The organism is Luteococcus sp. Sow4_B9 (assembly GCF_052116585.1).
Lineage (GTDB): Bacteria > Actinomycetota > Actinomycetes > Propionibacteriales > Propionibacteriaceae > Luteococcus.
In genome coordinates this window covers 34541-56582 of the sequence record NZ_JBQKKT010000008.1, presented here as the reverse complement: position 1 = coordinate 56582, position 22042 = coordinate 34541, and the positions used below count along the sequence as shown (strand labels likewise).

Genomic DNA, 22042 nt, shown 5'->3' with positions numbered 1-22042 from the left:
CACACGGCGAGGGCCGGTGACCAGTCTGACTGGTCACCGGCCCTCGCCGTGTCCCACCTCCTCGGTCCGGGCGGTGGATGCTCGCCCGCAGCGGGGTCAGAGGCTCTCGATGCGTTCCGGGGTCACGCGGCCACGCAGCACGTCGCCCGTGGCCATCGCCATGCCCGCGAGCCGCTCCCGCCGCTCGGGCTTCTCCCCACCCCGCACCGAGCCGAGCAGCGAGGCCAGGACCGGACGCCCGATCAGGCGGATCTCGTCGCGGACCGTGATCGATCCCTTGCGCCGCAGGTGGACCACATTGGAGACCTGACTGTAGCCAAGACGGCGGTGCTGCTTGCGGCCACCCGACGCGCTGCCCTGGTGCACGCACACCGCCTGTGGCACCTGCACCAAACGCCCCTCGCGAAGCAACTGCCGGGAGAAGTCCAGGTCCTCCAACCAGCTGTACAGCGCAAGGCGCTCGTCGAACCCGACCCGTTGTGCCGGTTCCGCGCGGACCACCATGTTGCAGCCGTAGAGCCCGGTGACGGTGCTCACCCCAGCGGTCGGACGGGTCCGACTGGCATTCAAGGCGGCGGTCATCTCGGCCGGCGACAGTTCTCTCTTCTCCTGCGCCCCGTCGCGAACCACCTCACCCGTCGCGCCGATGACACTCGCATCCTCGAAGACGAGCGACATCTTCTCGAGATAGTCAACCCGCGGCACCGCATCGTCATCGAAGAAGGCCACCAGGTCCAGCCCGTCCGGCAGGGCGGCCAGCGCCAGATTGCGTTGGGCCGAGGCGCCCCGAACGCCATCGACCACGGTCACGAAGTCGTCTGTCAGCACCTCGGCCGGAAGCTTGGTCCGGTCCGGTGGGCTCACCACGACGGCCTCGGGCTCCAGCGTCTGCCCCTTGAGCGCATCGAGCACCCTCATCAGCGCATCCGCACGGTCGACGGTGGGAACCACCACGCCGATCTTCATCACTCGTCCTCCTGCAAAGTCGTCTCCCCCGCGAAGCTCGCAGTGCCTCCAGCCTATTCATCCCCATGCCACCGGCGCCCGGCGACCGACCGCCGCGATCAGGCCCGTGGCCCATGCCTCAGCGACCCTCCCATGCACCCTGAGCCGGACTGGCATAGCATCCAAGGGCAGCCGAGACCGAGGGGACGGGCATGAGCACAGAACGTTGGATCGTCGTTGGAGGCGGGGCCACCGGGGCCCATCTGGCCCACCAGGGAGCAAAGGAGGGACACCAGGTGACCCTCCTGGACCGGGATCCGGGACTGGGCGGACTCACCGCCACGGAGACCTTCACGGTCAACGACCAGACCTTCGAGGTGGACCGCTTCTACCACGTGATCCTCGAGTCCGACGAGCGGGTGCTGGCCCTGCTGGAGGAACTCGATCTTCAGGACACCGTCCGCTGGACCAGCGCCCCGGCGGAGATCATCGAGGAGGGGCGGCAGTACCCCGCGAGCAGCCTGGGGCAGATGGCGACGCTGCCCATGCTCAAGCTCACCGACCGTGTCCGGATCGGCGCCTCCATTGCCGCATCACTGGCCCTGCCGATGAAGATCGCTGACCGCATGACGGCCGTTGACTGGCTGGGCCGGACAGCCGGCAAGAGCGCCCTCGACGCCTTCTGGTGGCCCATCCTGCGAGCCAAGCTGGGCACCCAGGCGGACAAGGTCTCCGCCAGTTTCATGGTCAGCACCTTCCGTCGGCTGGTGCAGGCCCGCCTGAAGGGAGCTGGCGACCGTTTCGGCGTCCTGCCAGAGGGCTACGGACCGGTCTTCGCCGCCCTGTTGGAGCGGATCGAGAAGCTGGGTGGCACCATCCGGACCGGCGCCGACGTCAGCCGCGTCGAGTCGGACGAGGCCGGTGTGCACGTCACGCTCGCGACCGGCGAGGAATTGGTGGCGGACCGTGTCTTCATCACCACCCCCGCACCGATTGCCTCACGACTGCTGCCGCAGCTGACCAGCGTCGAACGTCGTCGACTCACCGACGCCCCCTACCTGGGCGTGGTCTGTGGCACCTTCGTGCTGGACCATGCCCCGAATGACTCCTACATCACGTACCTGATCGATGACGTTGGCCTGACCGGCGTGATCGGCATGCACGCTCTGATGGCGCCGGATGCCCATGGCGGCGGCAAGCTGGTCTATCTGCCGCACTACTGCGCCAGCGACGACGAGTGGTTCGACGAGAGTGACGACCAGCTGCGCGAACGCCTGCTCTCCGGCCTGCAGCAGTGTTTCCCGCAGCAGACCTTCCAGGTGCTGGCCAGCAGCATCAACCGAGCACGACATGTTGTCCCGCTTCCCCTGCCCGGTGCCGATGACCCGTTGGGCTTCACGACCTCCATTCCGGGCGTGCACGTGGTGGGTACTGCCCAGAACACCACGGGCACCCTGAATGTCGAGTCCTCGCTGGAGTTGGTGGACCGGGCCCTGGCCGAAGTGAGAGCAGACTCATCAACTGAATGAAAGGACAGGATTGTCTCCCGTTCGGGTGACATTGCCACTCTTGCCACAGTTGCCGTGAATTAGCACGGTTAGCAATCATCGGTCGCTTGATCGATCGGGGGAATGCATCCATGCAAGGGAATCCTGGGCTCAGGGAACGAGATCTGGCCGTGATGGTGGGAGCGGGCCTGGTGGCCTTCGAACAGGGCTGCGGGAGCCTGCGTCGGCGAGATGTGCGGACCCTGTGGGTGGGCTATCCGTACTCACTGGTGCGCCGGCTTCGTACCCGGATCCTCACGCCGACGACCACCGCGGCGAACCCACAGCAATTGCGGGCAGTCCTCCTCACGGCAGCGCCCGAACGCCTGCTCGACGTGTGGGCCTCCGAATTCGTCCTCCCCGACGTGCTGGAGGCGATCGACCCCCTGCCGATCCACCCAACCCTGCGCCGGGTGCTCGACAACCGCCGCAAGTGGATGGACAAGCTCGTCGCCATGCGGACGCTGCACGCGGCAGGAGTGCGGGTGCCGCGGATGGTCGAGGGCACGGCCCAGGAGGCCGTCGCAGAACTGGGACTGCCCCTCGTGGTCAAGGGCCGCATCGCCAATGGCGGTGTCTCGGTGCGCATCTGCGAATCGGTGGCCGAAGCAGCCCAGGCGCTGGCGGAGTTCGACAAGGACGGCGGAAGTTACGCCGAGGAGTTCTGCCCGGGCGGCGAGAGCCTGTGCTACGTCGCCACTTTTGACGCCGAAGGCGGCATCGTCCAGGAGGGGGCCTATGCGGGCACCCGCAGCGCCGGCGACCTGGCAGAACTGGGCGAGCTCGGCCCCCCTGGACGCGCTGGAGACGCTGGACGAACCCACCGTCCTGCAGGTGGGACGGCAGGTGGTCGCCGCCATCGGTGGCCCCGGAACCATGAACATGGACCTGATGCGGACGCCCGATGGACTGGTGGTCGTCGACGTGAACCTGCGCCCCTGGGGTTCCTTCGTCGCCCTCCGACAGACCGGTGTCGACTTCGTCGGGGGCTGGCTCGACGTCCTGGAGGGCCGCGAACGCAGCTACGAGCTGGTGCCGGGCGGAAGGACCGTGGGCGTCTTCTCGACGACCGCCATCAACCGTGGCCTGATGGATCCATTCAGGGGCCTGACCTCCTTCATCTCCACCTCACGCACGTACCTGCCCTGGGTGGGGCCCCGCTACCTGGCGGCTGAATGGATCCGCGCGAGCGCTGTGGTCGGACGTCACTGGCTGCGGCGAGGTCTAGCAGAGCTGCAGCGCCGCCGAGCAGCTGCCTGGGCGCACGTCGAGGCCGAAGCCTGAGGATTGCCTGTCCCCCACCCGGCGTGTCGCTGCCCGCGCCGGGGCCGAGTCCTTCCCGGACCCCACCGGTGCATAGGCTGAGTGCCGATACAGGGGGAAGGGGATTTTCATGACCACTGCCGCGAACAAGCCGCTGGCAAGCGTCGGACTCGACGCGGACAACTTCTGGAGCTACAAGCGCACCCATGGCGATGCCGACTGGGTGGAACGGCCCAGCTATCTGCCGATCCTGACCGAGCGCATGATCGAGAGCTTCAGCAAGCACCAGGTGAAGCCGTCGGTCTTCGTCGTGGGCGCCGACGCGGCGGCAGCAGACGGCCCGGACTTCGTCCAGGCCCTCACGGAATACGGCTGCGAGATCGGCAGCCACTCCTACGAGCACGAGCCCTGGTTGCACCTCTACTCGCCGCAGCAGCTCCGCGACGAGCTCAAGCGCACCGAGGATGCCCTGCAGGCGGCGGGCGCCCCGAAGCCCCGTGGCTTCCGCGCGCCCGGCTTCGCGATGAGCCCCGATCTGATGCGCGCCCTCGTCGAGCTCGACTACGACTACGACTGCTCGGTGCTGGCCACCTGGATCGGCCCGCTGGCCCGCCAGTACTACCTGCGCACCAACAAGGACCTGTCCAAGAGCGAGCGCGAGGACCGCAAGGCCCTGTTCGGCTCCCTGTGGGATGCCGGGCTGCCCAACAAGCCCTTCACCTGGAAGGCCCCGTGCTGCGAGGTGGACGGCAAGACATCGCCGGCCGTGCAGCTCACCGAGGTCCCGGTGACCGTCTTCCCGATGGCTCGCGTGCCGATCCACGCCTCCTACGTCATCTATCTCTCGGGCTACTCCATGCCTGTCGCCAAGGCCTACATCAAGGCCGCGCTGGCCTTCTGCAAGGCAACCGGCACCCAGCCCTCGCTCCTGCTGCACCCCCTGGACCTCCTGGACGGCAAGGATGCGCCCGGCCTGGAATTCTTCCCCGGCATGAACATGCCGCTCGGCAAGAAGATGGAGATGCTGGACTTCATCATGGAGGCCTTCGGCAAGCAGTACCGCCTGGTCAACCTGGCCGAGCACGCGGAAAGCATCAAGGGCATCCCGGTGCAGGAACGCAGCATCGACCTGCTGACCCGCGGCCGCGAGGTGGACGGCAAGTGAACCACATCAGCGAGAAGGTGCTGGTGGTCCTGGGCACCCGCCCGGAGGCCATCAAGCTGGCCGGCATCATCCGAGCGCTCGGCGACGACGGCGCCGTGATCCACACGGGCCAGCACTACGACGAGAACATGTGGGGCCGGGTGCTCAATGACCTGGCGGGTGTGCGGGTCACGGACCACATCGCGATTGGCGGCCGCACCCGCGGCGAGCAGGTAGGCCTGGCCACCCAGGAGCTGACCCGCTACCTGGTGCAGCATCCGGCCCGCGCCGTCGTCGTGCAGGGCGACACCAACTCCACGCTGGCCGGCGCCCTGGCCGCCAACATGCTCGGCATCCCCGTGGTGCACGTCGAGGCCGGACTTCGCAGCCATGACCGCATCATGCCGGAGGAGATCAACCGCATCCTCGTCGACCAGGTGGCGGAACTGTGCTGTGCCCCGGTGGAGGCGAATGCCGCGCAGCTTCGCTCCGAGGGCGTCGAGGACGAGCGGATTGCCCTCACCGGCAACACGCTGGCCGATGCGCTGGCCGTGCTGCGCGTCGACGATGAGGAGCGTGCGCTGATCCTGCGCAAGTACGGGGTCGAGACCGACGGCTTCGTCCTGTCCACCATCCACCGTGCCGGCACCGTCGACGACCGGGAGAAGCTCACCCGACTGCTCAAGGGGCTGGCCGCCGTGGCCGAGCGCACCACGGTACTGCTCCCACTGCACCCCCACACCCGCAAGAACATCGCGAACTGGGGCATCGAGGAGGAGCTGGGCAGCATCCAGGTGATCGAGCCCCTGCCGCCGCGCGAGTTCATGGCACTGGAGGAGACCGCAGGTCTGATCATCAGCGATTCCGGCGGCGTGCAGGAAGAGGCCTGCCTCTTCCGTCGCCCGCTGCTGGTGGTGCGTGACTCCACCGAACGTCCCGAACTGTTGGACGGCTGGTGCCGCCTGCTCGGCGACGACGACCCGGTCACCACCATGGTGCAGGCCTGGGATGCCTCCGCCGGCTGGCGCGAGCAGCTCGCACACCGCGACTTCCCGTACCGCACGGACGAGGTGAGCGCGAGGATCGTCGAGGAGATCAACCGACGCTGGCCCATGCACGGGCACGCATGATCCTGCTCAGCATCGCCGCGCTGCTGCTCGGCGTCCTGGCCTACGGCTTCGCCGGGGCCCAACTGCACAGCGGATCACGTGCTGAGGGAGGTGCCCTGCGTTCCGCCGAATGGTGGACGGGCACCTTCCTCCAGGCCGTGGGCTTCCTCGCGACGCTGGCCGCCCGCCACAGCCTGCCCCTGCTGATCGTCCAGAGCACGGCAACCCTGGGGCTGGCCATCACGGCACTGCTGCAACACCTCAGTGGCGTGCGCCGGATGCATGCCCGCGACTGGACCGCCCTGGCGGCCCTGCTCGTGGGGCTTGGTCTGCTGGCCAGCGCCACCCTGCCGGGACACTCGGTGGCAACCAGCGCCACCCACCTGTGGCTGATGACGGGTCTGGCCGTGCTGGGACTCCTGGGTCTGGCCCTGCCCGTGAGGCCACTCGGATCAGGCCTGCTGGCAGGCATGTGCTTCTCCTTCGGAGCCATCGGCGCCCGACTGCTGATGGGGGACCCTGCCCATCCGCTCTGGATCTTCTGGCACCTGCCACTGACCAGTTGGATCACTGGGATCCTGACCGGCGTCGGAATCGTCCTGGGCCAGATCCACATGACTCGCGGGCTCGCCCGACACGGGGCCACCCAGGTCCTGGGGCCGATGTACGTGCTGGAGACGCTGCTGCCGGGAGCGGTGGGCCTCTGGCTGATGAACGAGCTGCCGCGCCCCGGCTATGCCGGCTTCGCCCTGGTGGGCCTCGCGCTGGCCCTGCTGGCCACCGCGCAGATGGTACGCAGTGCCGTGCCCGAGCCGGAAGTCACCTGAACCGGGTACTTGGGCACGCCTCGGATCGAGGATCGACTGGCCTTGGGCATTCCGCGGCGACCACCCGCCACCGGCATCTGTTTGCCCACCAGTGATCCCACCCCGGACCATCCCCCGCCTCCCAGCACGTCGTCAACGACAGTGAGGAAGCACGATGTCCGTCTGCCCATTCTGCTCCAATGACACTGCCCGCCGGGTCAGCCCAGCGGCCCACCCGAACCACTCCTACCTGGTGTGCCGCCGCTGCCGCGCCGGCCGGCTGGACCCCATGCCTCCGGAGCCGGAGACCTTCTACGACGCCGACTACTTCATCGACGGCGGCGCCAAGGCCGGCTACCCGGACTACGAGGCCGACGAACCGTGGCACCGCCGCACGGCCCGCGCTCGGCTTGCCCGCCTGGAGGCCACCGCCGGCCCCCAGGGGTGGCCCGAGGACCGAGTGCTGTGCGATGTGGGTGCCGCCACTGGCTTCCTGCTGGACGAAGCCCGGCTCGCGGGCTGGCGCGGAATCGGCGTCGAACCCTCATCCTGGGCCGCCGCGGCCTGCAGCCGCCGAGGTTTGCCCGTGGTGCCCAGCTTGGCGGAGGTGCCGGAGCCCGTCGACGCCATCACCTTCTTCCAGTCGCTCGAACACATGCCCGACCCGCTGGACGCGCTCGCCCAGGCCGCCCACCTCTTGCGCCCGGGTGGCTCACTGGTGTGCGAGACCTGGGATGCCAGTTCCGTGACGGCCAAGGCCTCCGGCAACCACTGGCAGCAGCTCAGCCCGCCTTCCGTCCTGTGGCTGCTCACCCGACCAGCCGTGGAGAAGGCGCTCGCCGAGGCCGGACTGGTGCTGACCAGCTGGCGTGCCACCCCCAAGGTGGTGAGCCTGAGCACCGTCGTCGGGCAGAGCGTGGAACGCGGTGGGCGGCGCAGCATTCCGCATCAGGCCCTGCGTGCCGTCACAGCCCGGGTTCCAGTGCCCTACTTCCTGGACGATCTGGTGACTTTCACGGCGCGACACGCTGACGCCGAAGTCTGACGATCAGCTGATCACCCGACCAACATTGAACGTTCCAGTCGCCACCACAAGGCCCCGCTGGCCCCATGGGATGGCTAGGGTTTGTGGGGCAAGAGTCCGGGGGGGCTCGTCGAAACTCTGGGGGATTTCGTCATGACGACAGTGCAAGGCACTGGCGCGCAGCTGGCCCGTCCGACGGGCACTTTCGTGCTGCCCTGCTTCCGTGAGGAGGGCACTGTGGGCAAGACCCTGCAGGCCCTCGACCAACTCGCCCAACAGAAGGACCACTTCCAGTGGGAGATCATCGTCGTGAACGACGGTTCCGATGATGACACCCTGGGAGAGGCCACCCGTATCGCCGCCACGATCACCACGCCGGTGCGCATCCTCTCGCACCGGCGCAATGCCGGTCTGGGCGCGGGCATGCGCACGGGCATCCAGGCCAGCCGCGGTGACGTAGTGCTGGCCGTGGACTGCGACCTGAGCTACTCGATCGACGACATCAGCCGTCTGATCGACACCTGGGCCGAGACCCATCCGCACATCGTGATCGCCTCGCCGTACATGGAGGGCGGCGCTTCGGTCCGCGTACCGAGGCCGCTCGCGATGCGCAGCCAGGCCGCCAACAAGTTCCTGAACTTCACCTCGTACCACGACATCAAGACCCTCACGGGCATGGTGCGTGCCTACGACGGCCCCTTCATCCGTTCGATGTCACTCAAGGCCGAGGGCCCGGACATCATGGTGGAGATCATCTACAAGGCGCAGATCCTGCGTGCGCGGATCGTCGAGATCCCGGCGACATTGAGCTGGGCAGGCCTGGAACAGCGGGTCAGCCGGTCCGCGCTCACCAGCACGACGAGCCGGATGACCACCTACCGTCAGCTGATCAATGGATACCTGTGGCGCCCCTTCTGGGTGCCACTCATCCCGGCGCTGCTCTTCGGACTGGTCGGCTTCGTCCTCACCCTGACCGGGCACCTGGGTTGGCACGGAGTGGCCGTCGCCTCGTCGGTGCTCTTCTTCGTCCTGCTGGTGCAGTCCCTGATGAGCCTGCAGAGCAAGCGCTACTTCGAGGAGCTGTACAACCTGGGCTACAGCCTGAAGGCGGTCTCGCCCACCGAACCGATCCGCACTCCCTCCGTGGAGTACGTGCTCGATGAGAAGAACCGGCCCACCCCGGCCACGATCGACGAGGTGGACGCAGCCTTCGCCACGGCCAGCACGCCGGTCGAGGTCGTCGAAGTGGCCGTGCAGCAGGGCTGACACCACCGGGCTGCCGGCCAGGAGCAAGCGGTCCGAACCGGCATCCGGCCCCCATGACCAGTGACGATCCAGTCGCCATCCCCCACTGGAGGACGGCCGCCGCCCGCAACGGGCGGCGGCCGTCGCCGTGCTCTGCCACAGCAGTACCGGCTTTCGTGGGAAGCGGGCATGCCCCTACGCTGGACCAATGAGCACAGTGCTGGGCATCGACATCGGTGGATCGGGCGTCAAGGGCGCGCCGGTGGACCTCTCCGCGGGCGACTTCGCCGCTGACCGGCACCGGATCGAGACGCCGGCGCACTCCACCCCGGCCAATGTCGCCGAGGTGGTGGCCCGCGTGGTGGACCACTTTGCCGACCAGCTGGCCCCGGACTCCCCGATCGGGATCACCGTGCCGGCTCCGGTGCGCCACGGCCGAATCCCGATGATGGCGAACCTGCACGAGGACTGGGAGGGGCTCGAGGCCGAGAGCTTCTTCTCCGACCGCTTGGGACGCGCCGTCACGATCGTCAACGATGCCGACGCCGCGGGGCTGGCAGAGGTCCAGTTCGGCGCAGCCAGGGGCACCGAGGGCGTGGTCATCCTCACCACTCTGGGAACCGGGATCGGCACCGCCATCATCAACGATGGCGTGCTGCTGCCCAATACCGAGCTGGGCCACATCGAGGTGGACGGGCATGACGCAGAGACTCGGGCAGCGATGAGCGTCAAGGAGAACGAGGATCTGTCCTGGAAGGCCTGGGCGGTACGGCTGCAGCGCTACTACGAGACCATGCAGATGCTCTTCTGGCCCGATCTCTTCGTCGTCGGTGGCGGGGTCAGCAAGAAGCACGAGAAGTTCCTGCCGCTGCTGGAGCTGGAGACCCCCATCGTGCCTGCCGAGCTCAAGAACAAGGCGGGCATCATCGGAGCTGCCTGGCTGGCCGCGGAGCGGGCCAGCTGACGACGAGGGGGCTGGCCGCGGAGCGGGCCAGCTGACGACGAGGGGGCTGGCCGCGGGGCGGGCCAGCTGATTCAGACCTCGCAGCGACCGAGCCAGATCTCCTTGGCATAGCCACCCAGCTGGTAGGCGACGTGGTAGAGCTTCAGCTCCGACGGGACCCATTGCAGGCGACCCACCACCGGGATGTCCTGCCCCATGCACCGCTCGATGATGAAGCGTGACCGTGCGGCGTGGAACTCGATGGTGAGCACGGCGAAGGAGCTCCAGTCATGCTCGTCGGCCAGCCTCTTCAGGCCGATCGCCTCGCCACGAGTGGTGGAGGGGTCCGGCGGGAAGCAGTACGAGGGCCAGTCGTGCTCGCGGTCGCAGTACATCGCATCCCACGGCATGTTCGGTGTGGACAGCACGAGGTTGCGGGCACGCCCGTCGCGCATCAGCTGTTCGGCCTGCTCCATCCGCCACGGTTCCAGCGGCCCCAGGACGAACAGTGCGTCGACGGGCTCCTCCGGGTAGGGGTCGTAGTGCGGGCGGTAGACCACCTTCCAGGCGAAGACGACCAGAAAGGCAACGGCCAGCACGAAGATGGTCGAGACCACCCGGGCCAGGATGTGCTCGGGAGGTGTCCTGCGTCGGCCGGTCTCGGTGGGCTGCGTCTGATCCGTCACGGCCCGAAGGGTACCCGCCCCACGTGACGGTCTGGTTTCGTGAAGGTGCGCTGAAAGTGCCTGCCCGGCCGGCACCGCGACAGCTCGGTCCAGGGGGTGTGGGAGTAGGCTCGTCCATCGGGCCGAGCCCGCCGGGATCGTGGATCTTCTCGTCCACCAGGTCCGTGCCCTGCGGGCAGCGGCGCCAGCAGCATGGCCCGACCATCAGGTCAGACGGGGGTAGGACCATGTCCAGCAAGAACACATCGGCACCGGCCAGGAGCCGCAGCATCTGGATGACGATCGGCTCCACGGCTGGTCTCAAGGTGCTCGTGATGGGCGTCGGCGGCGTCCTGGGCATGGTGAACACCAAGCTCATCATCAGTCACTTCGGCAAGGCGGCCTATGCCCAGTACGGGTTGTTGGCGAGCCTGCCGTCGCTGTTGCCCTTCGCCAGCCTGGGCATGGCCGCCGTCGTGATGAATGCGGTCAGCGAGTCCGATGACCCCAGCGATGACCCGCGGATGAATCGCACCCTGACCACCGCGCTGCGCTATCTGCTGGTCTCGTCGGCCATCATCATCCTGCTGGGGCTGTTGCCCACGCTGTTCGGGAAGTGGCCGGTGCTGCTGGGCGACGGTCTGATGCCCGGTGGCAACATGACCACCTTCTGGTGCCTGTTCGTCTTCGCCCTCACGCTGCCCATGACGATCTTCCCGCGCATGGTGATCGCGCTGGGGCGCCCCCAGGCGCAGGTGCTCAGCCAGATCGTCGTCGCGCCCTTCATGCTGGCCAGCATCAGTTTCCTGGCCCTGACCCATCTGCCGGCCGGCAATGCCATCGCGGTGCTGACCTATGTGGCCAATTCCCTGGCCGCCTTCATCTGCATGATCCTGGCCTGGCGGCAGCTGGGCCCCGCGATGCGTCGGATCATCGGCGACGTGCCACGCACCAGGGCCGTGCCCAATGCCGCGATCATGGGCCTTGCCTGGCCGCAGCTGGCCCAGATGCTGGCCCTGCCGCTGGCGCTGCAGAGCCACCGCGTGATCCTCAGCCACATGTCCGGCGAGGATGCCCTGGCGCAGTACAACATGGCCAGCCAGTTCTTCCAGATGGTGGTGCAGACCATCACCGCAGCCGGTGTCAGCCTGTGGCCCATGTATGCCAAGGCGCGCAATGAGGGCCGGATCGTGACGCCGTGGAGGATGACCGGCGCCTTCACCGGCATCGGTCTTGCCGGCGGGTTGGTGATGGCCGCCCTGATCCCGTTCATCTCCCGCTGGCTGTCCAATGGCACCATCGTGCTCGACGGGTGGCTGATCGGCGGTTTCGTGCTGTACGTGATGAGCCAGGCCACCAACTACCCGCTGGGCATGTACATGACCGACGAGCGAGGCCTGAAGTTCCAGGTCCTGCCCATCATCATCATGGTGCCGATCAGCCTGGCACTGAGCTTCTGGCTCACGGGCCGCATCGGCGCCGGTGGCCCCATCCTGGGCGCCGCCATCGGCGTCTACCTGTGCCAGGTGGCCACGAATGTCGGTTACATCCGACGAGACATCACCGAGCGCCGCCTGTCCGCTGCCACGGCCTGACGGCAGCGGGAAGCCGCCGCCGGACCGGGGCTTTCGTGCCTGCCTGACGGGGCGGCCGCCTCAGGCCCCGGCGTAGGGGTCGTAGGCGCGCCGCAGCGCTGACGAGGGACGGTCCTCGGTGCGATCCACCAGGCCAAGGCCCAGGGCCAGGACCATGATCGGCACCGAGGCGATCCACGGGCTGAAGGCCAGATTCCACAGCGTCATCAGCGCGGCATAGACCACGATCGCCGAGGCCACCGGGGCGGTGTTCAGAGCGTGGCCGAGCGAGACCAGGATCTGCACCGTGATGACCAACGCCAGCAGCAGGCCGATGACCCCACACCAGGCCCACAGGTCAAAGGTGATCGAGTGCAGCTCGATGCCCCGGCCGAACATGAAGCGTTCCACGTAGCCATTGTCGGGGTCGTAGTTGAGCCCCACCATGCCGTTCTTGGCCACCAGCAGGTCCTGGGTGTTGAGATTGGTGCCCCCGCCAAAACCCCAGGGCCGGTGGGAGACGAGCGCGGTGGAGGCACCGAGCTCCGGACGGCCGCCCAACAGCAGCGAGCCGGAGATGCGCAGTTGCTCCTCCGAGCGGGCTCGGGTGGCCTCACCCAGCGCTCCCTCCAGGATGGCGGCCTGGACGGCATAGTAGGCGGCCACCGCGATGGCCCCCAGAACGGCCAGGGTGCCGGCGACGGAGCGGCGTCGGCGTGGCTCCTGCGTGGGCCGTCGCCACAGGATCAGGACGACGGTGAGCAGCAGGACGGCGAAATTGGACCGCGCGTCGGTGATGGTGCAGACCAACCCGAAGAAGGCGAGCAGTCCCACGGTGGCCCGGGTGCGGTTCTCGGCGGCCACCAGGCCCACGACGAGGATCGTCATCGGGATGGAGTAGCCGAACTTCCACGGGTTCTCCGCGAAGAGGTCCTTGTTGGTGGGGCCCGCGATGAACAAACCGACCGCGAACAGCGCCAGCAGCCAACGCTGCGGCAACCGGTCCCTGGCCCACAGCATCAGGCCCAGGCTGGTGACCATGGAGAGCAGGGTCTTGATGGTGGTGCTGTTCAGCTGCATGCTCACGTGATGGTCCACGGCGGCCTGCCGGGTCAGCACCCAGGAGGCAGCGCAGGCCAGCACCCCCAGTGCTGCAATGCTGCTGGCGCCCTTGTAGCGGCGCAGCGCCGGCAACCACAGGGGCAGCAGCACCCAGCCCAGCGGATCGGCGAGCACCAGATTGCCACCGATCGGGATGCGCGCGGCCACCATCAGCACCGCCAGGCCGGCCAGCAGGCCCTCCCCCAGCAGCCAGCGGTCATCCCGCTCGATCCTGATCCGGCTCGGTGCGCCCGCGGAACGGGCGATGCCAGAAGACGACGTCGCCATGTCAGTTGGACTTGCCGAACACCTTGCCGAGGACGGACCCAGCACCGGTGCGGTTCATCACGACGCCCAGCACCCGCGCGCGGACCGCGTCCAGTGCGGAACGCGCGGACTCGAGCTCTCCGGCGGTGGTGCTGCCGTCGCGCATCACGAGCACGACGCCATCGCTGATGCCGGCCACCACGGCCGCGTCGGCGAAGGGAAGCAGGGCCGGGGAGTCCAGGATGACGCGGTCATAGCGGCCACGCAGCTCCTCGATGGTGCTCGCGAAGCGCTCGGCGCCCAGCAGGGCAGCCGGATTGGGCGGAAGCTCACCGGCGGTGACCAGGTCGATGCTCGGCTCGCCACGCCAGTGGGTGATGACGGAGTCCAGGGTGGCCTCGCCGGCCAGCACATTGGACAGCCCCTTGCCGCCCAGGCCGGTGTCGAAGGCCTCGCGGGCGCTCGGGTGGCGCAGGTCAGCCTCCACGAAGCACACTCGTTCGCCCGTCTCGGCAAAGCTGATTGCGGTGTTGGCGGCCACGGTGGAGGCTCCGTCGCCGTCCTCCGGCGCGGTGAAGAGCACCACCTGGGTGCGATCCGTCGCCCCCAGGAAGGCCAGGCTGGTGCGCAGCTTGCGGTGCGCCTCGGCGCGGGCGCTGTCATTGTCCACTCCCCGCAGCAGGGGTGCGACTCGGGCCGACGAGTCGTCGGGGATCTCACCGATCACGGGGGCACCGGCCAGGTCTCGCGCCGCGTCGGCGGAGCGCACCGAGTTGTCCAGCAGCTCACGGAGCAACGCGATGGCCAGTGCCAGCGCCAGGCCCGCGCCCAGGCCCAGCAGCAAGCTCATCCGGGGCTTGGGCGCCACCGGTGCGGCGTGCAGCTGCGGTGCGGAGACGGTGCTGATCTGGACGATCGGCACCTTGCGGCCCGAATTGTCGAGCTGGTCCACCATCGGGCCGAAGACCTTGGCGATCCCCTTGGCGATCGTGAAGGCGCGCGTGGGGTCGGTGTCGGTGACGACGGCGGTGACCAGCACCGAGTCGACGGTGTTCTCCGCCTTGATCCGCTTGGCCACCTGGTCTGACGTCAGCTGGACACCCGTTGCCTTGACGACACGGTCACCGAGCTCCTGGCTGCCCAGCAGCTCGACATAGGAGGTCATGCGGCCCGTCGCGAACTGACCTCCCGCCTGGGCACTTCCACCATCGGGCACCGGCGTGCCGACGTAGAACTGCACATCTGCGGCGTACTGCTTCGGCGTCGTCTTGTAGGACGCGAAGCCGGCCAGCAGACCGATCAACCCGCAGATCAGGATGAAGGGCAAGTACTTTCGGATGATCGCGACATAGCTGCGCAGATCCATGGAACCTCCTGGTGACGAGGCACCCAGACCGTCCTGCTGCCCGTCCTCACACTCGGGGACCGACCACCGTCCCGTCTCGGACAGGCGTCCGACCCCGAGGGTGCCAAGGATCCAGTATGCCTTCGCCGTCCGCCCAGAACCCCCTGTGCACAGGGGGTTCTCAGCGCTCCGTCAGGCTGCTCCAGGGGCCGGAACCCGCACCAGATGGCTCCCCTCGCGGGCATACTCGCTCCACGCCAGACCACATCCACCCAGGGCCATGCCAACGCCCCGCATGGCGGTGCGCAGCCCCTGCGCCTGGCCAAAGACGTCCCGACGCCCGGTGGCGACCAGTGCTCGCCCGAGACCACCCACGAGCCGGGCCCCGCCGCGGCCCACCAGAGAGAGCCGCACCCGCACCGAGCTGCCCTCGGTGAGCTGCACCAGCGCCGCGGCATTGCCATAGCTCAGTGCCCGTTGCAGTACCCAGCGACGAGTGGCGCGGTTGGCCGGGACGGGTTCCTCCACCGTCGCCTCGGCGCACCACATGAGACGCCCGCCGTTCGCGGCCAGCGCCCGGGTGAACAGGGAGTCCTCTCCCCCGGTGAGACCCAGGTGGCGGGCAAAGTCCAGGCCGTGCTCGCGCACGAAGTTCATGTCCACCAGGAGATTGTTGGTGGCGGCCTCGGTGATCGGGGCGCCGGATTCCAGTCCCCAACGGTGCCGACGGTCGAAGAAGCCCCCCTGGACGATCCACTCGTCGGTACCGGGCGGCAGGATCGAACGGACCGGCCCGGCGACGCCCGTCGCACCAGAACGGCGGGCGGTGGAGACCAGCGCCTGCAGCCAACCGTCAACCGGGCGTTCGTCGTCATCGATGAAGACCAGCCAGTCATCGTCTGCAGCCTCGGCGAGGCAGCGCGAGCGTGCCGCCGAGATGCCGGGCACGGGCTCGTGGGCCAGGGTCACCCGGTCCAGCCCCAGCTCGTCGATGACCGGCCGGGCGCTGGCATCGGGATCGTTGTCCACCACCTGCACCCGTGCCGTCATCCCCAACGACGCGTCGGCCTCCAACTGCTCGCACTGCTGCACCAGCAGCGGAAGCGCCTCCGCGAGGTCCTCGGGACGCCGATAGGTGCACATGGCCACCACCAGACGTTCGCTCACTTCACCGCCCCGGTGAAGTTGGCAACGGGCAGGGCGGGATCCACGCTGACCTCGATGGTGACGGGATTTCGCTTGGCCGCAGGCAGCCGGAAGACATAGGTGCCGGTGGCCTTGGCGCCGGCTGCCACCGAGGCCTCCAGCGGATCACTCGGCGGGCTGAAGACCATCACAGCCGGCGACTTGTCCGAACCGAGGACGTTGACCACCGCATTGGCTGTGCTGACCGGCGCGTCGGACTGGTTGTCCACCACGACGTCGAACTGCACCGCTGGCCCGCTGACGTCACCCGGCAGCTTCGCCTCCGCCGTGATCGCCTTGACGCCGGTGATCCGCACATCCACCTTGGGGGCCAGCTCCACCGGACGGTCCAGGGCCACCGGGGCCTTGGCCGTGGCCGCCGGAGCCGTGCTGGCCGCGCTCGGCGCCGGCACCGGGGTGGTGGCCACCGGGCTGGGCTTGCTGGACGGCCGGGCCGATTCCCCGGCAGACGGGTCCGTACTGGCGGCAGACGGGTCCGTGCTGGCGGCAGACGGGTCCGGAGTGGCGGCCGATGCGGTCGCACTGGCTCGCGTGCTGGCCTCCTGGCTCGCCACCGGGCTGGCCGACGGGGATGCGTCGGTTCCCGGGGAGTCCTGGCTGCAGCCCGCGAGTCCGCCCAGGGCCAGGGAAAGGCCCAGGCCAATCGCGATGCCGCGCAGCGGTGTCCGCTGGGTGGTGTTGTTCATCTTCAGTCCTTCGTGACGACGAGGTCGTCCATGCTCAGGGTGACGGGCCCGTTCGTGGCGGACCCCGAAAGGTAGGTGTTGATGCCCGGTGCGCCTGCCCGCTGCAGCGCCGGAGTGCTGTCGACGAGAGAGATCTGGGGCTCGGCGGGCGCGCTCTGGCCCTTGGCCCAGATCATGCCAGACAGGTGACTGGTGCCCTGCCCGCGCACGTCGAAACGCACTCGCAGCTGGGTCCCCGCCTCATAGGTCAGACCGCTGACGGCCGTCTCCTTCAGGGCGACGGCACTGCCGTTGACGGTGCGGTACAGGATCAGGTTCACCTGGCCGGTGGGCAACCAGCGCACGCCCAGGCCGTAGTGGCCGTCGGCTCCGTGGCGGGAGACCAGCTGGCTGTAGAGGCCGGATCCGGTGGTGCGACGGTCCACGGCGAGCGTGGCCTCCAGCGTGCTGTCCAGCACCTGTGCGTCGGTCAGCACGGCGCGGGCGGTGCCTCCGGCCGGAACCTGGACCAGGCCGGTCTGTCCGTCGGTGCGGAACAGGGTGGGCGCAATCGGGTAGCTCCAGGCTCCTCCGACGTCGGCGGTGCCCCAGCGGGTCTCCACCTGGCCGAAGGCATCCTGCGCCACGGGCAGGCCGGCAGCCGCCTGGGCCGTGGTGGTGACGGTGGCGGTGCTGGTGGCCTTGGCCCCCGCATCGTCGGTGACGGTGAGGGTCACGGTGTGCTCGCCCACCTGTGCGTAGACGTGCTGCACGCTGCGGCCGGTGGCCGTCTGACCGTCGCCGAAGTCCCAGGCGTAGGTCGCGATGCTGCCGTCCGGATCAGTGGAGGTGCTCGCGTCGACCTGGGCCGTCAACTGGTCCACGGTGTGCGTGAAGGCAGCCGTCGGGGCCTGGTTGGGCTTGTCCGCCACGAGCACGGCGCGACTGCTCGTGCTGGTCTCACCCTTGTCATCGGTCACCGTCAGCGTCACCGTGTAGCTGCCGGCAGCACCATAGTCGTGCGTCGTGATGGCACCGGTGCCCGTGGTCCCGTCGCCGAAATTCCACTGGTGGCTGACGATGCGGCCGTCCGGATCGTTCGAGGTGGAGGCGTCGAGTGCCACCTGCCGATCGGTCACCACAGCCTCGAAGGCGGCCTTCGGGGGCTGGTTGGTGGCGGCGGCAACGGTGACCTGCTCGGTCCGGGTGGCGCGAGCGCCCTTGTCGTCGGTCACGGTGAGGACGACGGCATAGGTGCCTGCCTCGGTGTAGGTGTGGGTCGCGGCCGCCCCGGTGCCCCTCGTTCCGTCTCCGAAGTCCCACTCGTGGCGGGCAATCGTGCCGTCGGAGTCCGTCGAGGTGCTCGCGTCGAAACGCACCTGCAGGTCCTGCACCGTGCTGGTGAAGGCCGCGGTGGGCATCGCATTCTGGGCGTCGACGGTCACCACCTGGGTGGTTCGGGCCGATGCCCCGCGATCATCGACGACCGTCAACGTCACGGTGTGGCTGCCGGCAGCGGCATAGGTGTGCTCGGGGGCCGCGGCGGTGCTGGTGGCACCGTCGCCGAAGTCCCAGGTGGTGCTGACGATCGTGCCGTCGGCGTCAGTCGATCCAGCGGAGTCGAAGGTGCAGGTCAGACCGTCGCAGGTGGCGGCGATGTCAGCCACCGGGGCCTTGTTCTGCACGGCGACGTCGACGGTCTGCGTGGTGCTGGCAGTGGCCTGCTGGTCGTCCGTCACGGTCAAGGTGACCTGCTGGGGCTGCTGCGCAGTGAAGGTGCGAGTGGCAGTCCGGCCCTGTGCCCTGGTCCCGTCGCCGAAGTCCCAGGTCCAGGAGCCGACGACGCCATCGGGATCGGTGCTGCCGCTGGCATCGAAGGTGCAGGTGTCGCCCTCGCAGCTCACGGTGAAGGCCGCCACCGGCTTCTGGTTCTGGGCCGCTGCGGAAGCGCGGTAGTGGGCGCGCACCTGGTCCGCAGAGAGCACGCCGTGGTAGACCGCCGTCTCGTCCAGCTGACCGGTGAACCACGGGGAGCCGCTCCAGGAGGAGTCACCGCCCACGCGCCAGAATCCGCTGAAGTCCTCCGCCCGGGTGTTCCCATTGCTTCCCACCAGCTCGCCGTCCAGGAAGAGCTGCATGCCGTTGGGGCCCATCGAGCCGACGACGTGGTGCCACTGCCCGTCGTTGTAGGGGCGGCTGCTGGAGACGCTCTGCATGCCCTGGTTGTAGGCACCGAAGCGCACCTGGCCACTCGGGTCCATCCAGACGTGACGGTCGTACTGGGTGGACAGGCCGCTGTGCTGGTTGCCGAAACCGATGATCTTGCCCCCGGTGGTGCTGCTGGTGCGGAACCAGCTCTCGACGGAGAAGACCTGGGGGCCGGCGACGCGGGCGTCCTGGGCGATGCCTGCGGCCGATCCGTCCAGGCTCACGCCGGTGCCATTCGTGCCGGTGACCGGGCTGGGCACACGCAGCGTCGGACTGCCGAACCAGGTGCCATTGTTCAGGTTGGTGGTGGCGTCCACGACGGTGGGCGTGCGGGTCTCGTCGAGACGCCAGAGGAATTGCGGCTCGTCGGCGATGACCACCTTGCCGTAGGCATCGCTTGGTTGGGCAGGAAGTGCCAGGGTGCGGCCCGCGGCGGTGTAGTGGGCGCGCACCGCATCCGTGGTCAGCGCGGCGGGATAGATGGCCACCTCGTCGATGACGCCCTGGAAGTTTCCGGTGGCACCGGCATTCGGCCAGCCGGAGAGGTTGTCCCCACCCACGTGCCAGTAGCCGCGCAGGTCCTGCTGACCACGGGTGGTGGTGGCGTCCGCGGCCACCACGCGGCCATCCACCCAGAGCACCATGCCGGCCGGCGACAGGCTTGCCACCACGTGGTGGAAACGGCCGTCGTTGTAGGCGGCGGACGTGCTCACCACCTTGGCGGAACCGTCCCAGACGCCGAAGTGCAGTCGGCCGTCGGTGCCCATGTACAGATTGCGGTCGTGGTACAGGCTGTCGCCGGTGTCCGAGGCGCCGAAGCCGAGCAGCTTGCCACCCGCGGTGCTGGTGGTGTTGAACCACAGTTCGGCGGAGAAGGTGTCAGGAGCCAGTTCGGCGGTGCCCATCACGCCCCGGCCCGCATCCGTGCCGTCGAAGGCCGCGGCGCTGTCCACGCTGCCGTCACCGACGGCACCCGGCTCGCCCAGCGTCACGCCGCTGCCCAGCCGCAGGTCATTGCCCTCACGCCAATCGATGGACGTGGCCGACCCCGGGTTCTCCAGCAGGCGCCAGTAGTGCTCGGCGCCATCTGCCTCCACCATTTGGCTGTAGGCCGTGGCCGGAATCGCATTGTCGCCCGCCGTCACCGTGACACGTTGGCTGGAGGCGACATTGCCGTCGGGATCGGTGGCGGTCACCCAGTAGGAATAGGTCCGACCCTCCACCAGGGTGCCGTCCAGATGCCCCAGCACCGGCCGGTCGAACCAGCTCGACGAGCCGGTACGGGTCATCAGCGGGGTGCCGGGCCGGTCGTCGCGGTACAGCCGGTAGGTGAGCTCCAGGTCATCGCGGTCCACATTCGACGGCCAGGTGACCTTGGCCGTGGTGCCGATCACGGTGGCGGTGGGATTCCAGTTCCACGTGTACTTGGGCCCCGACGTGTTGGGGGCCAGGGCGGGCACGGCGAAACGCACCAGCCCCTGCTGGGCCTGCCCGTTCACGCGCGGGAACTCACCACCGAGCACCACATAACGGTCGTCGGACTCGATGGTCCAGGCGGCCTGCCAGGAGCCGGAGACATTGCCGGCGTCCAGATCCGGCGCCCAGCCCACCCGGCTGGGCGAGGGCTGACCATGGAAGTCGAAGTAGCCCTGCTTGTCGTGCAGCGTGGTTCCGGTCGCGCGGTCGGTGAAGGCCTGGGCCCGCTCGAAGTAGCGCGGATTCTGCTCCTCGAAGGAGCCCATGTTGCCGCAGTAGTGGTGGTGGCTGACGGTGTAGGTGGTACCGCCCAGAGTGGTGGCATCGTAGGAGTCGCCGTGGCAGTCGGCCATCCAACGGATCGACCCGTCGGAGGGACTGGCGCTCAGGATGCCTTCGAAATTGCCCTGACCCGCGTACCACCAGCCAGTGGCCAGGATGTTCTTGCCGTCATTCTTCACCGAGTAGATGCCCGAACTGGGGCCGTGGTTCTGCACCACCTGGTTGGCGGCGAAGGGCAGCAGAGCACCGGAAACCGAGTCGACGAAGGCGAGTCCGGGCGCGAAGGAGCCGTTGATGGCACTGAAGGAGCCGCCGACCGCCAGCTTGCTGGCGTCGGGGGTCAGCGCGATGCTGTTGACGTAGAGGTCCGCCGCGGGGGCCCAGGCCATCAGGCGCCCAGACCGCGAGGCTGCGGCCAGGCGGCTGCGCGGCACACCGTTCACCGCGGAGAAGACGCCGCCGATGTAGACGGTGGTGTCCGTGGCCACGATGCTGCTGACCTCGGAATTGACCGAGGGCTTGAAGCCGGTGTCCAGACTGCCGTCGGACAGGTTGAAGGCGGCCACCCGGTTGCGGGTCTGGCCGTTGACCTTGGTGAAGTTGCCGCCGATGTAGAGCTTCGTGCGATCGGGCGAGACCGCGACGGTGCGGACCTTGCCGTTCACCACCGGGGCGAAGGTGGTCTTCAGCACGCCGGTGGTGACGTCGTAGGCCAGCAGATTGGAGCGGGGCGTCAACCGCGTGCCCGGGGCCGCCCCCGCCGGGCGGGCATTGGCGAACTCGCCACCGACATAGACGGTGTTGCCGACGATCACCTGGTCCCAGGCGATCCCGTCGATCTGGGTGGTCGGAAGGGCGTCGGCCGTGACATCTGCGGCGGTATGGGGCACGACGTTGTAGCCGTTCACCGCCGCGGAGGCGGGGGTGCCGGGAAGCGCGAAGGTCACCAGGGTGGCCATGGCCAGGGCCGTCAGGCGACGCGGGAGTGGGGGGTTCGTGCGATTCTTCATCTGGTCCTCACAGGAGTGGCGACGGGTGTGCGTCGCGCCGGAATGCTCACGGCCGGCACCCGGGTGCCGGTCAGTCACATGCGCCGGAAATTCAATGTGGCCGGGAAATACCCGGGACCGTAGCCGAGCTTCTGGGAGCGCTCGCGCCCAGCGCCACCCCGAGGGGTGCACGCTGGGCGCGAACGGCAACCATGCCCTTCAGCTGTTCTTCAAGCAG

Annotated in this window: 16 protein-coding genes; 9 read left to right on the top strand and 7 right to left on the bottom strand. The window is 68.5% G+C overall.

Annotated elements, in window-relative coordinates:
• Nucleotides 1-96: 96 nt before the first annotated feature.
• Complete coding sequence (locus ACTQ49_RS07020) at nucleotides 97-966, bottom strand: glycosyltransferase family 2 protein (RefSeq protein WP_441827134.1); 870 nt, start codon at nucleotides 964-966, stop codon at nucleotides 97-99.
• Nucleotides 967-1157: 191 nt separating this feature from the next.
• Here ACTQ49_RS07020 and ACTQ49_RS07015 point away from each other — a divergent pair, with 191 nt between their 5' ends.
• The 8 genes from ACTQ49_RS07015 (at nucleotide 1158) to ppgK (ending at nucleotide 10047) form a co-directional block, all read left to right on the top strand.
• Complete coding sequence (locus ACTQ49_RS07015; RefSeq protein ID WP_441827133.1) at nucleotides 1158-2474, top strand: FAD-dependent oxidoreductase; 1317 nt, start codon at nucleotides 1158-1160, stop codon at nucleotides 2472-2474.
• Nucleotides 2475-3230: 756 nt separating this feature from the next.
• Nucleotides 3231-3776, top strand: coding sequence for a hypothetical protein (locus ACTQ49_RS07010; protein ID WP_441827132.1), 546 nt, complete (start codon nucleotides 3231-3233; stop codon nucleotides 3774-3776).
• A gap of 109 nt (nucleotides 3777-3885) precedes the next feature.
• Entirely contained in the window at nucleotides 3886-4920 is a 1035-nt protein-coding gene (locus tag ACTQ49_RS07005; protein WP_441827131.1) for a polysaccharide deacetylase family protein, read from the top strand.
• A complete protein-coding gene (gene wecB, locus ACTQ49_RS07000; protein WP_441827130.1) occupies nucleotides 4917-6029 on the top strand; it encodes a non-hydrolyzing UDP-N-acetylglucosamine 2-epimerase in 1113 nt (370 codons plus the stop codon). Before ACTQ49_RS07005 ends, wecB begins: the two co-directional genes overlap by 4 nt.
• Nucleotides 6026-6835: a hypothetical protein gene (locus tag ACTQ49_RS06995; RefSeq protein WP_441827129.1), complete on the top strand. Its 810-nt coding sequence runs from the start codon at nucleotides 6026-6028 to the stop codon at nucleotides 6833-6835. Before wecB ends, ACTQ49_RS06995 begins: the two co-directional genes overlap by 4 nt.
• Nucleotides 6836-6989: 154 nt before the next feature.
• On the top strand, nucleotides 6990-7859 hold the full coding sequence (locus ACTQ49_RS06990; protein ID WP_441827128.1) for a class I SAM-dependent methyltransferase: 870 nt from the start codon (nucleotides 6990-6992) through the stop codon (nucleotides 7857-7859).
• 132 nt (nucleotides 7860-7991) lie between these two features.
• Nucleotides 7992-9104, top strand: coding sequence for a glycosyltransferase family 2 protein (locus ACTQ49_RS06985; RefSeq protein ID WP_441827127.1), 1113 nt, complete (start codon nucleotides 7992-7994; stop codon nucleotides 9102-9104).
• Between the two features lie 187 nt (nucleotides 9105-9291).
• Nucleotides 9292-10047 carry a polyphosphate--glucose phosphotransferase gene (gene ppgK / locus ACTQ49_RS06980; protein WP_441827126.1) on the top strand — a complete coding sequence of 252 codons (756 nt, stop codon included), beginning with the start codon at nucleotides 9292-9294 and terminating at the stop codon, nucleotides 10045-10047.
• A 71-nt stretch (nucleotides 10048-10118) separates the two neighbouring features.
• Here the strand turns inward: ppgK and ACTQ49_RS06975 are convergent, their stop codons facing one another.
• Nucleotides 10119-10712 (bottom strand): YdcF family protein, encoded by a 594-nt coding sequence (locus ACTQ49_RS06975; RefSeq protein ID WP_441827125.1) that lies wholly within the window; start codon nucleotides 10710-10712, stop codon nucleotides 10119-10121.
• A gap of 227 nt (nucleotides 10713-10939) precedes the next feature.
• Here ACTQ49_RS06975 and ACTQ49_RS06970 point away from each other — a divergent pair, with 227 nt between their 5' ends.
• Nucleotides 10940-12286, top strand: a complete 1347-nt coding sequence (locus ACTQ49_RS06970) for a lipopolysaccharide biosynthesis protein (protein ID WP_441827124.1) — start codon at nucleotides 10940-10942, stop codon at nucleotides 12284-12286.
• Nucleotides 12287-12346: 60 nt separating this feature from the next.
• Here the strand turns inward: ACTQ49_RS06970 and ACTQ49_RS06965 are convergent, their stop codons facing one another.
• The 5 genes from ACTQ49_RS06965 to ACTQ49_RS06945 all read right to left on the bottom strand — a co-directional run bounded on the left by ACTQ49_RS06965 (nucleotide 12347) and on the right by ACTQ49_RS06945 (nucleotide 21825).
• On the bottom strand, nucleotides 12347-13654 hold the full coding sequence (locus ACTQ49_RS06965; RefSeq protein WP_441827123.1) for a hypothetical protein: 1308 nt from the start codon (nucleotides 13652-13654) through the stop codon (nucleotides 12347-12349).
• A gap of 1 nt (nucleotide 13655) precedes the next feature.
• Entirely contained in the window at nucleotides 13656-14999 is a 1344-nt protein-coding gene (locus tag ACTQ49_RS06960; RefSeq protein WP_441827122.1) for a polysaccharide biosynthesis tyrosine autokinase, read from the bottom strand.
• 171 nt (nucleotides 15000-15170) lie between these two features.
• The gene (locus ACTQ49_RS06955; RefSeq protein WP_441827121.1) at nucleotides 15171-16145 is read right to left on the bottom strand and encodes a glycosyltransferase family 2 protein; all 975 of its coding nucleotides are present in this window, start codon (nucleotides 16143-16145) and stop codon (nucleotides 15171-15173) included.
• Entirely contained in the window at nucleotides 16142-16870 is a 729-nt protein-coding gene (locus ACTQ49_RS06950; protein ID WP_441827120.1) for a hypothetical protein, read from the bottom strand. The genes ACTQ49_RS06955 and ACTQ49_RS06950 overlap by 4 nt, the downstream gene beginning before the upstream one ends.
• A gap of 2 nt (nucleotides 16871-16872) precedes the next feature.
• Nucleotides 16873-21825: a PKD domain-containing protein gene (locus ACTQ49_RS06945; RefSeq protein WP_441827119.1), complete on the bottom strand. Its 4953-nt coding sequence runs from the start codon at nucleotides 21823-21825 to the stop codon at nucleotides 16873-16875.
• Nucleotides 21826-22042 lie beyond the last annotated feature (217 nt).

What these genes read in the sequence shown, in the direction of transcription:
- ACTQ49_RS06970 (WP_441827124.1), top strand. Translation starts at nt 10,940, where the DNA reads ATGTCCAGCAAGAACACATCGGCACCGGCCAGGAGCCGCAGCATCTGG.
- ACTQ49_RS06985 (WP_441827127.1), top strand. Translation starts at nt 7,992, where the DNA reads ATGACGACAGTGCAAGGCACTGGCGCGCAGCTGGCCCGTCCGACGGGC.
- ACTQ49_RS07005 (WP_441827131.1), top strand. Translation starts at nt 3,886, where the DNA reads ATGACCACTGCCGCGAACAAGCCGCTGGCAAGCGTCGGACTCGACGCG.
- ACTQ49_RS06995 (WP_441827129.1), top strand. Translation starts at nt 6,026, where the DNA reads ATGATCCTGCTCAGCATCGCCGCGCTGCTGCTCGGCGTCCTGGCCTAC.
- ACTQ49_RS06960 (WP_441827122.1), bottom strand. Translation starts at nt 14,999, where the DNA reads ATGGATCTGCGCAGCTATGTCGCGATCATCCGAAAGTACTTGCCCTTC.
- ACTQ49_RS06950 (WP_441827120.1), bottom strand. Translation starts at nt 16,870, where the DNA reads ATGAACAACACCACCCAGCGGACACCGCTGCGCGGCATCGCGATTGGC.
- ACTQ49_RS06965 (WP_441827123.1), bottom strand. Translation starts at nt 13,654, where the DNA reads ATGGCGACGTCGTCTTCTGGCATCGCCCGTTCCGCGGGCGCACCGAGC.
- ACTQ49_RS07020 (WP_441827134.1), bottom strand. Translation starts at nt 966, where the DNA reads ATGAAGATCGGCGTGGTGGTTCCCACCGTCGACCGTGCGGATGCGCTG.
- ACTQ49_RS07010 (WP_441827132.1), top strand. Translation starts at nt 3,231, where the DNA reads ATGCGGGCACCCGCAGCGCCGGCGACCTGGCAGAACTGGGCGAGCTCG.
- ppgK (WP_441827126.1), top strand. Translation starts at nt 9,292, where the DNA reads ATGAGCACAGTGCTGGGCATCGACATCGGTGGATCGGGCGTCAAGGGC.
- ACTQ49_RS07015 (WP_441827133.1), top strand. Translation starts at nt 1,158, where the DNA reads ATGAGCACAGAACGTTGGATCGTCGTTGGAGGCGGGGCCACCGGGGCC.
- ACTQ49_RS06990 (WP_441827128.1), top strand. Translation starts at nt 6,990, where the DNA reads ATGTCCGTCTGCCCATTCTGCTCCAATGACACTGCCCGCCGGGTCAGC.
- ACTQ49_RS06945 (WP_441827119.1), bottom strand. Translation starts at nt 21,825, where the DNA reads ATGAAGAATCGCACGAACCCCCCACTCCCGCGTCGCCTGACGGCCCTG.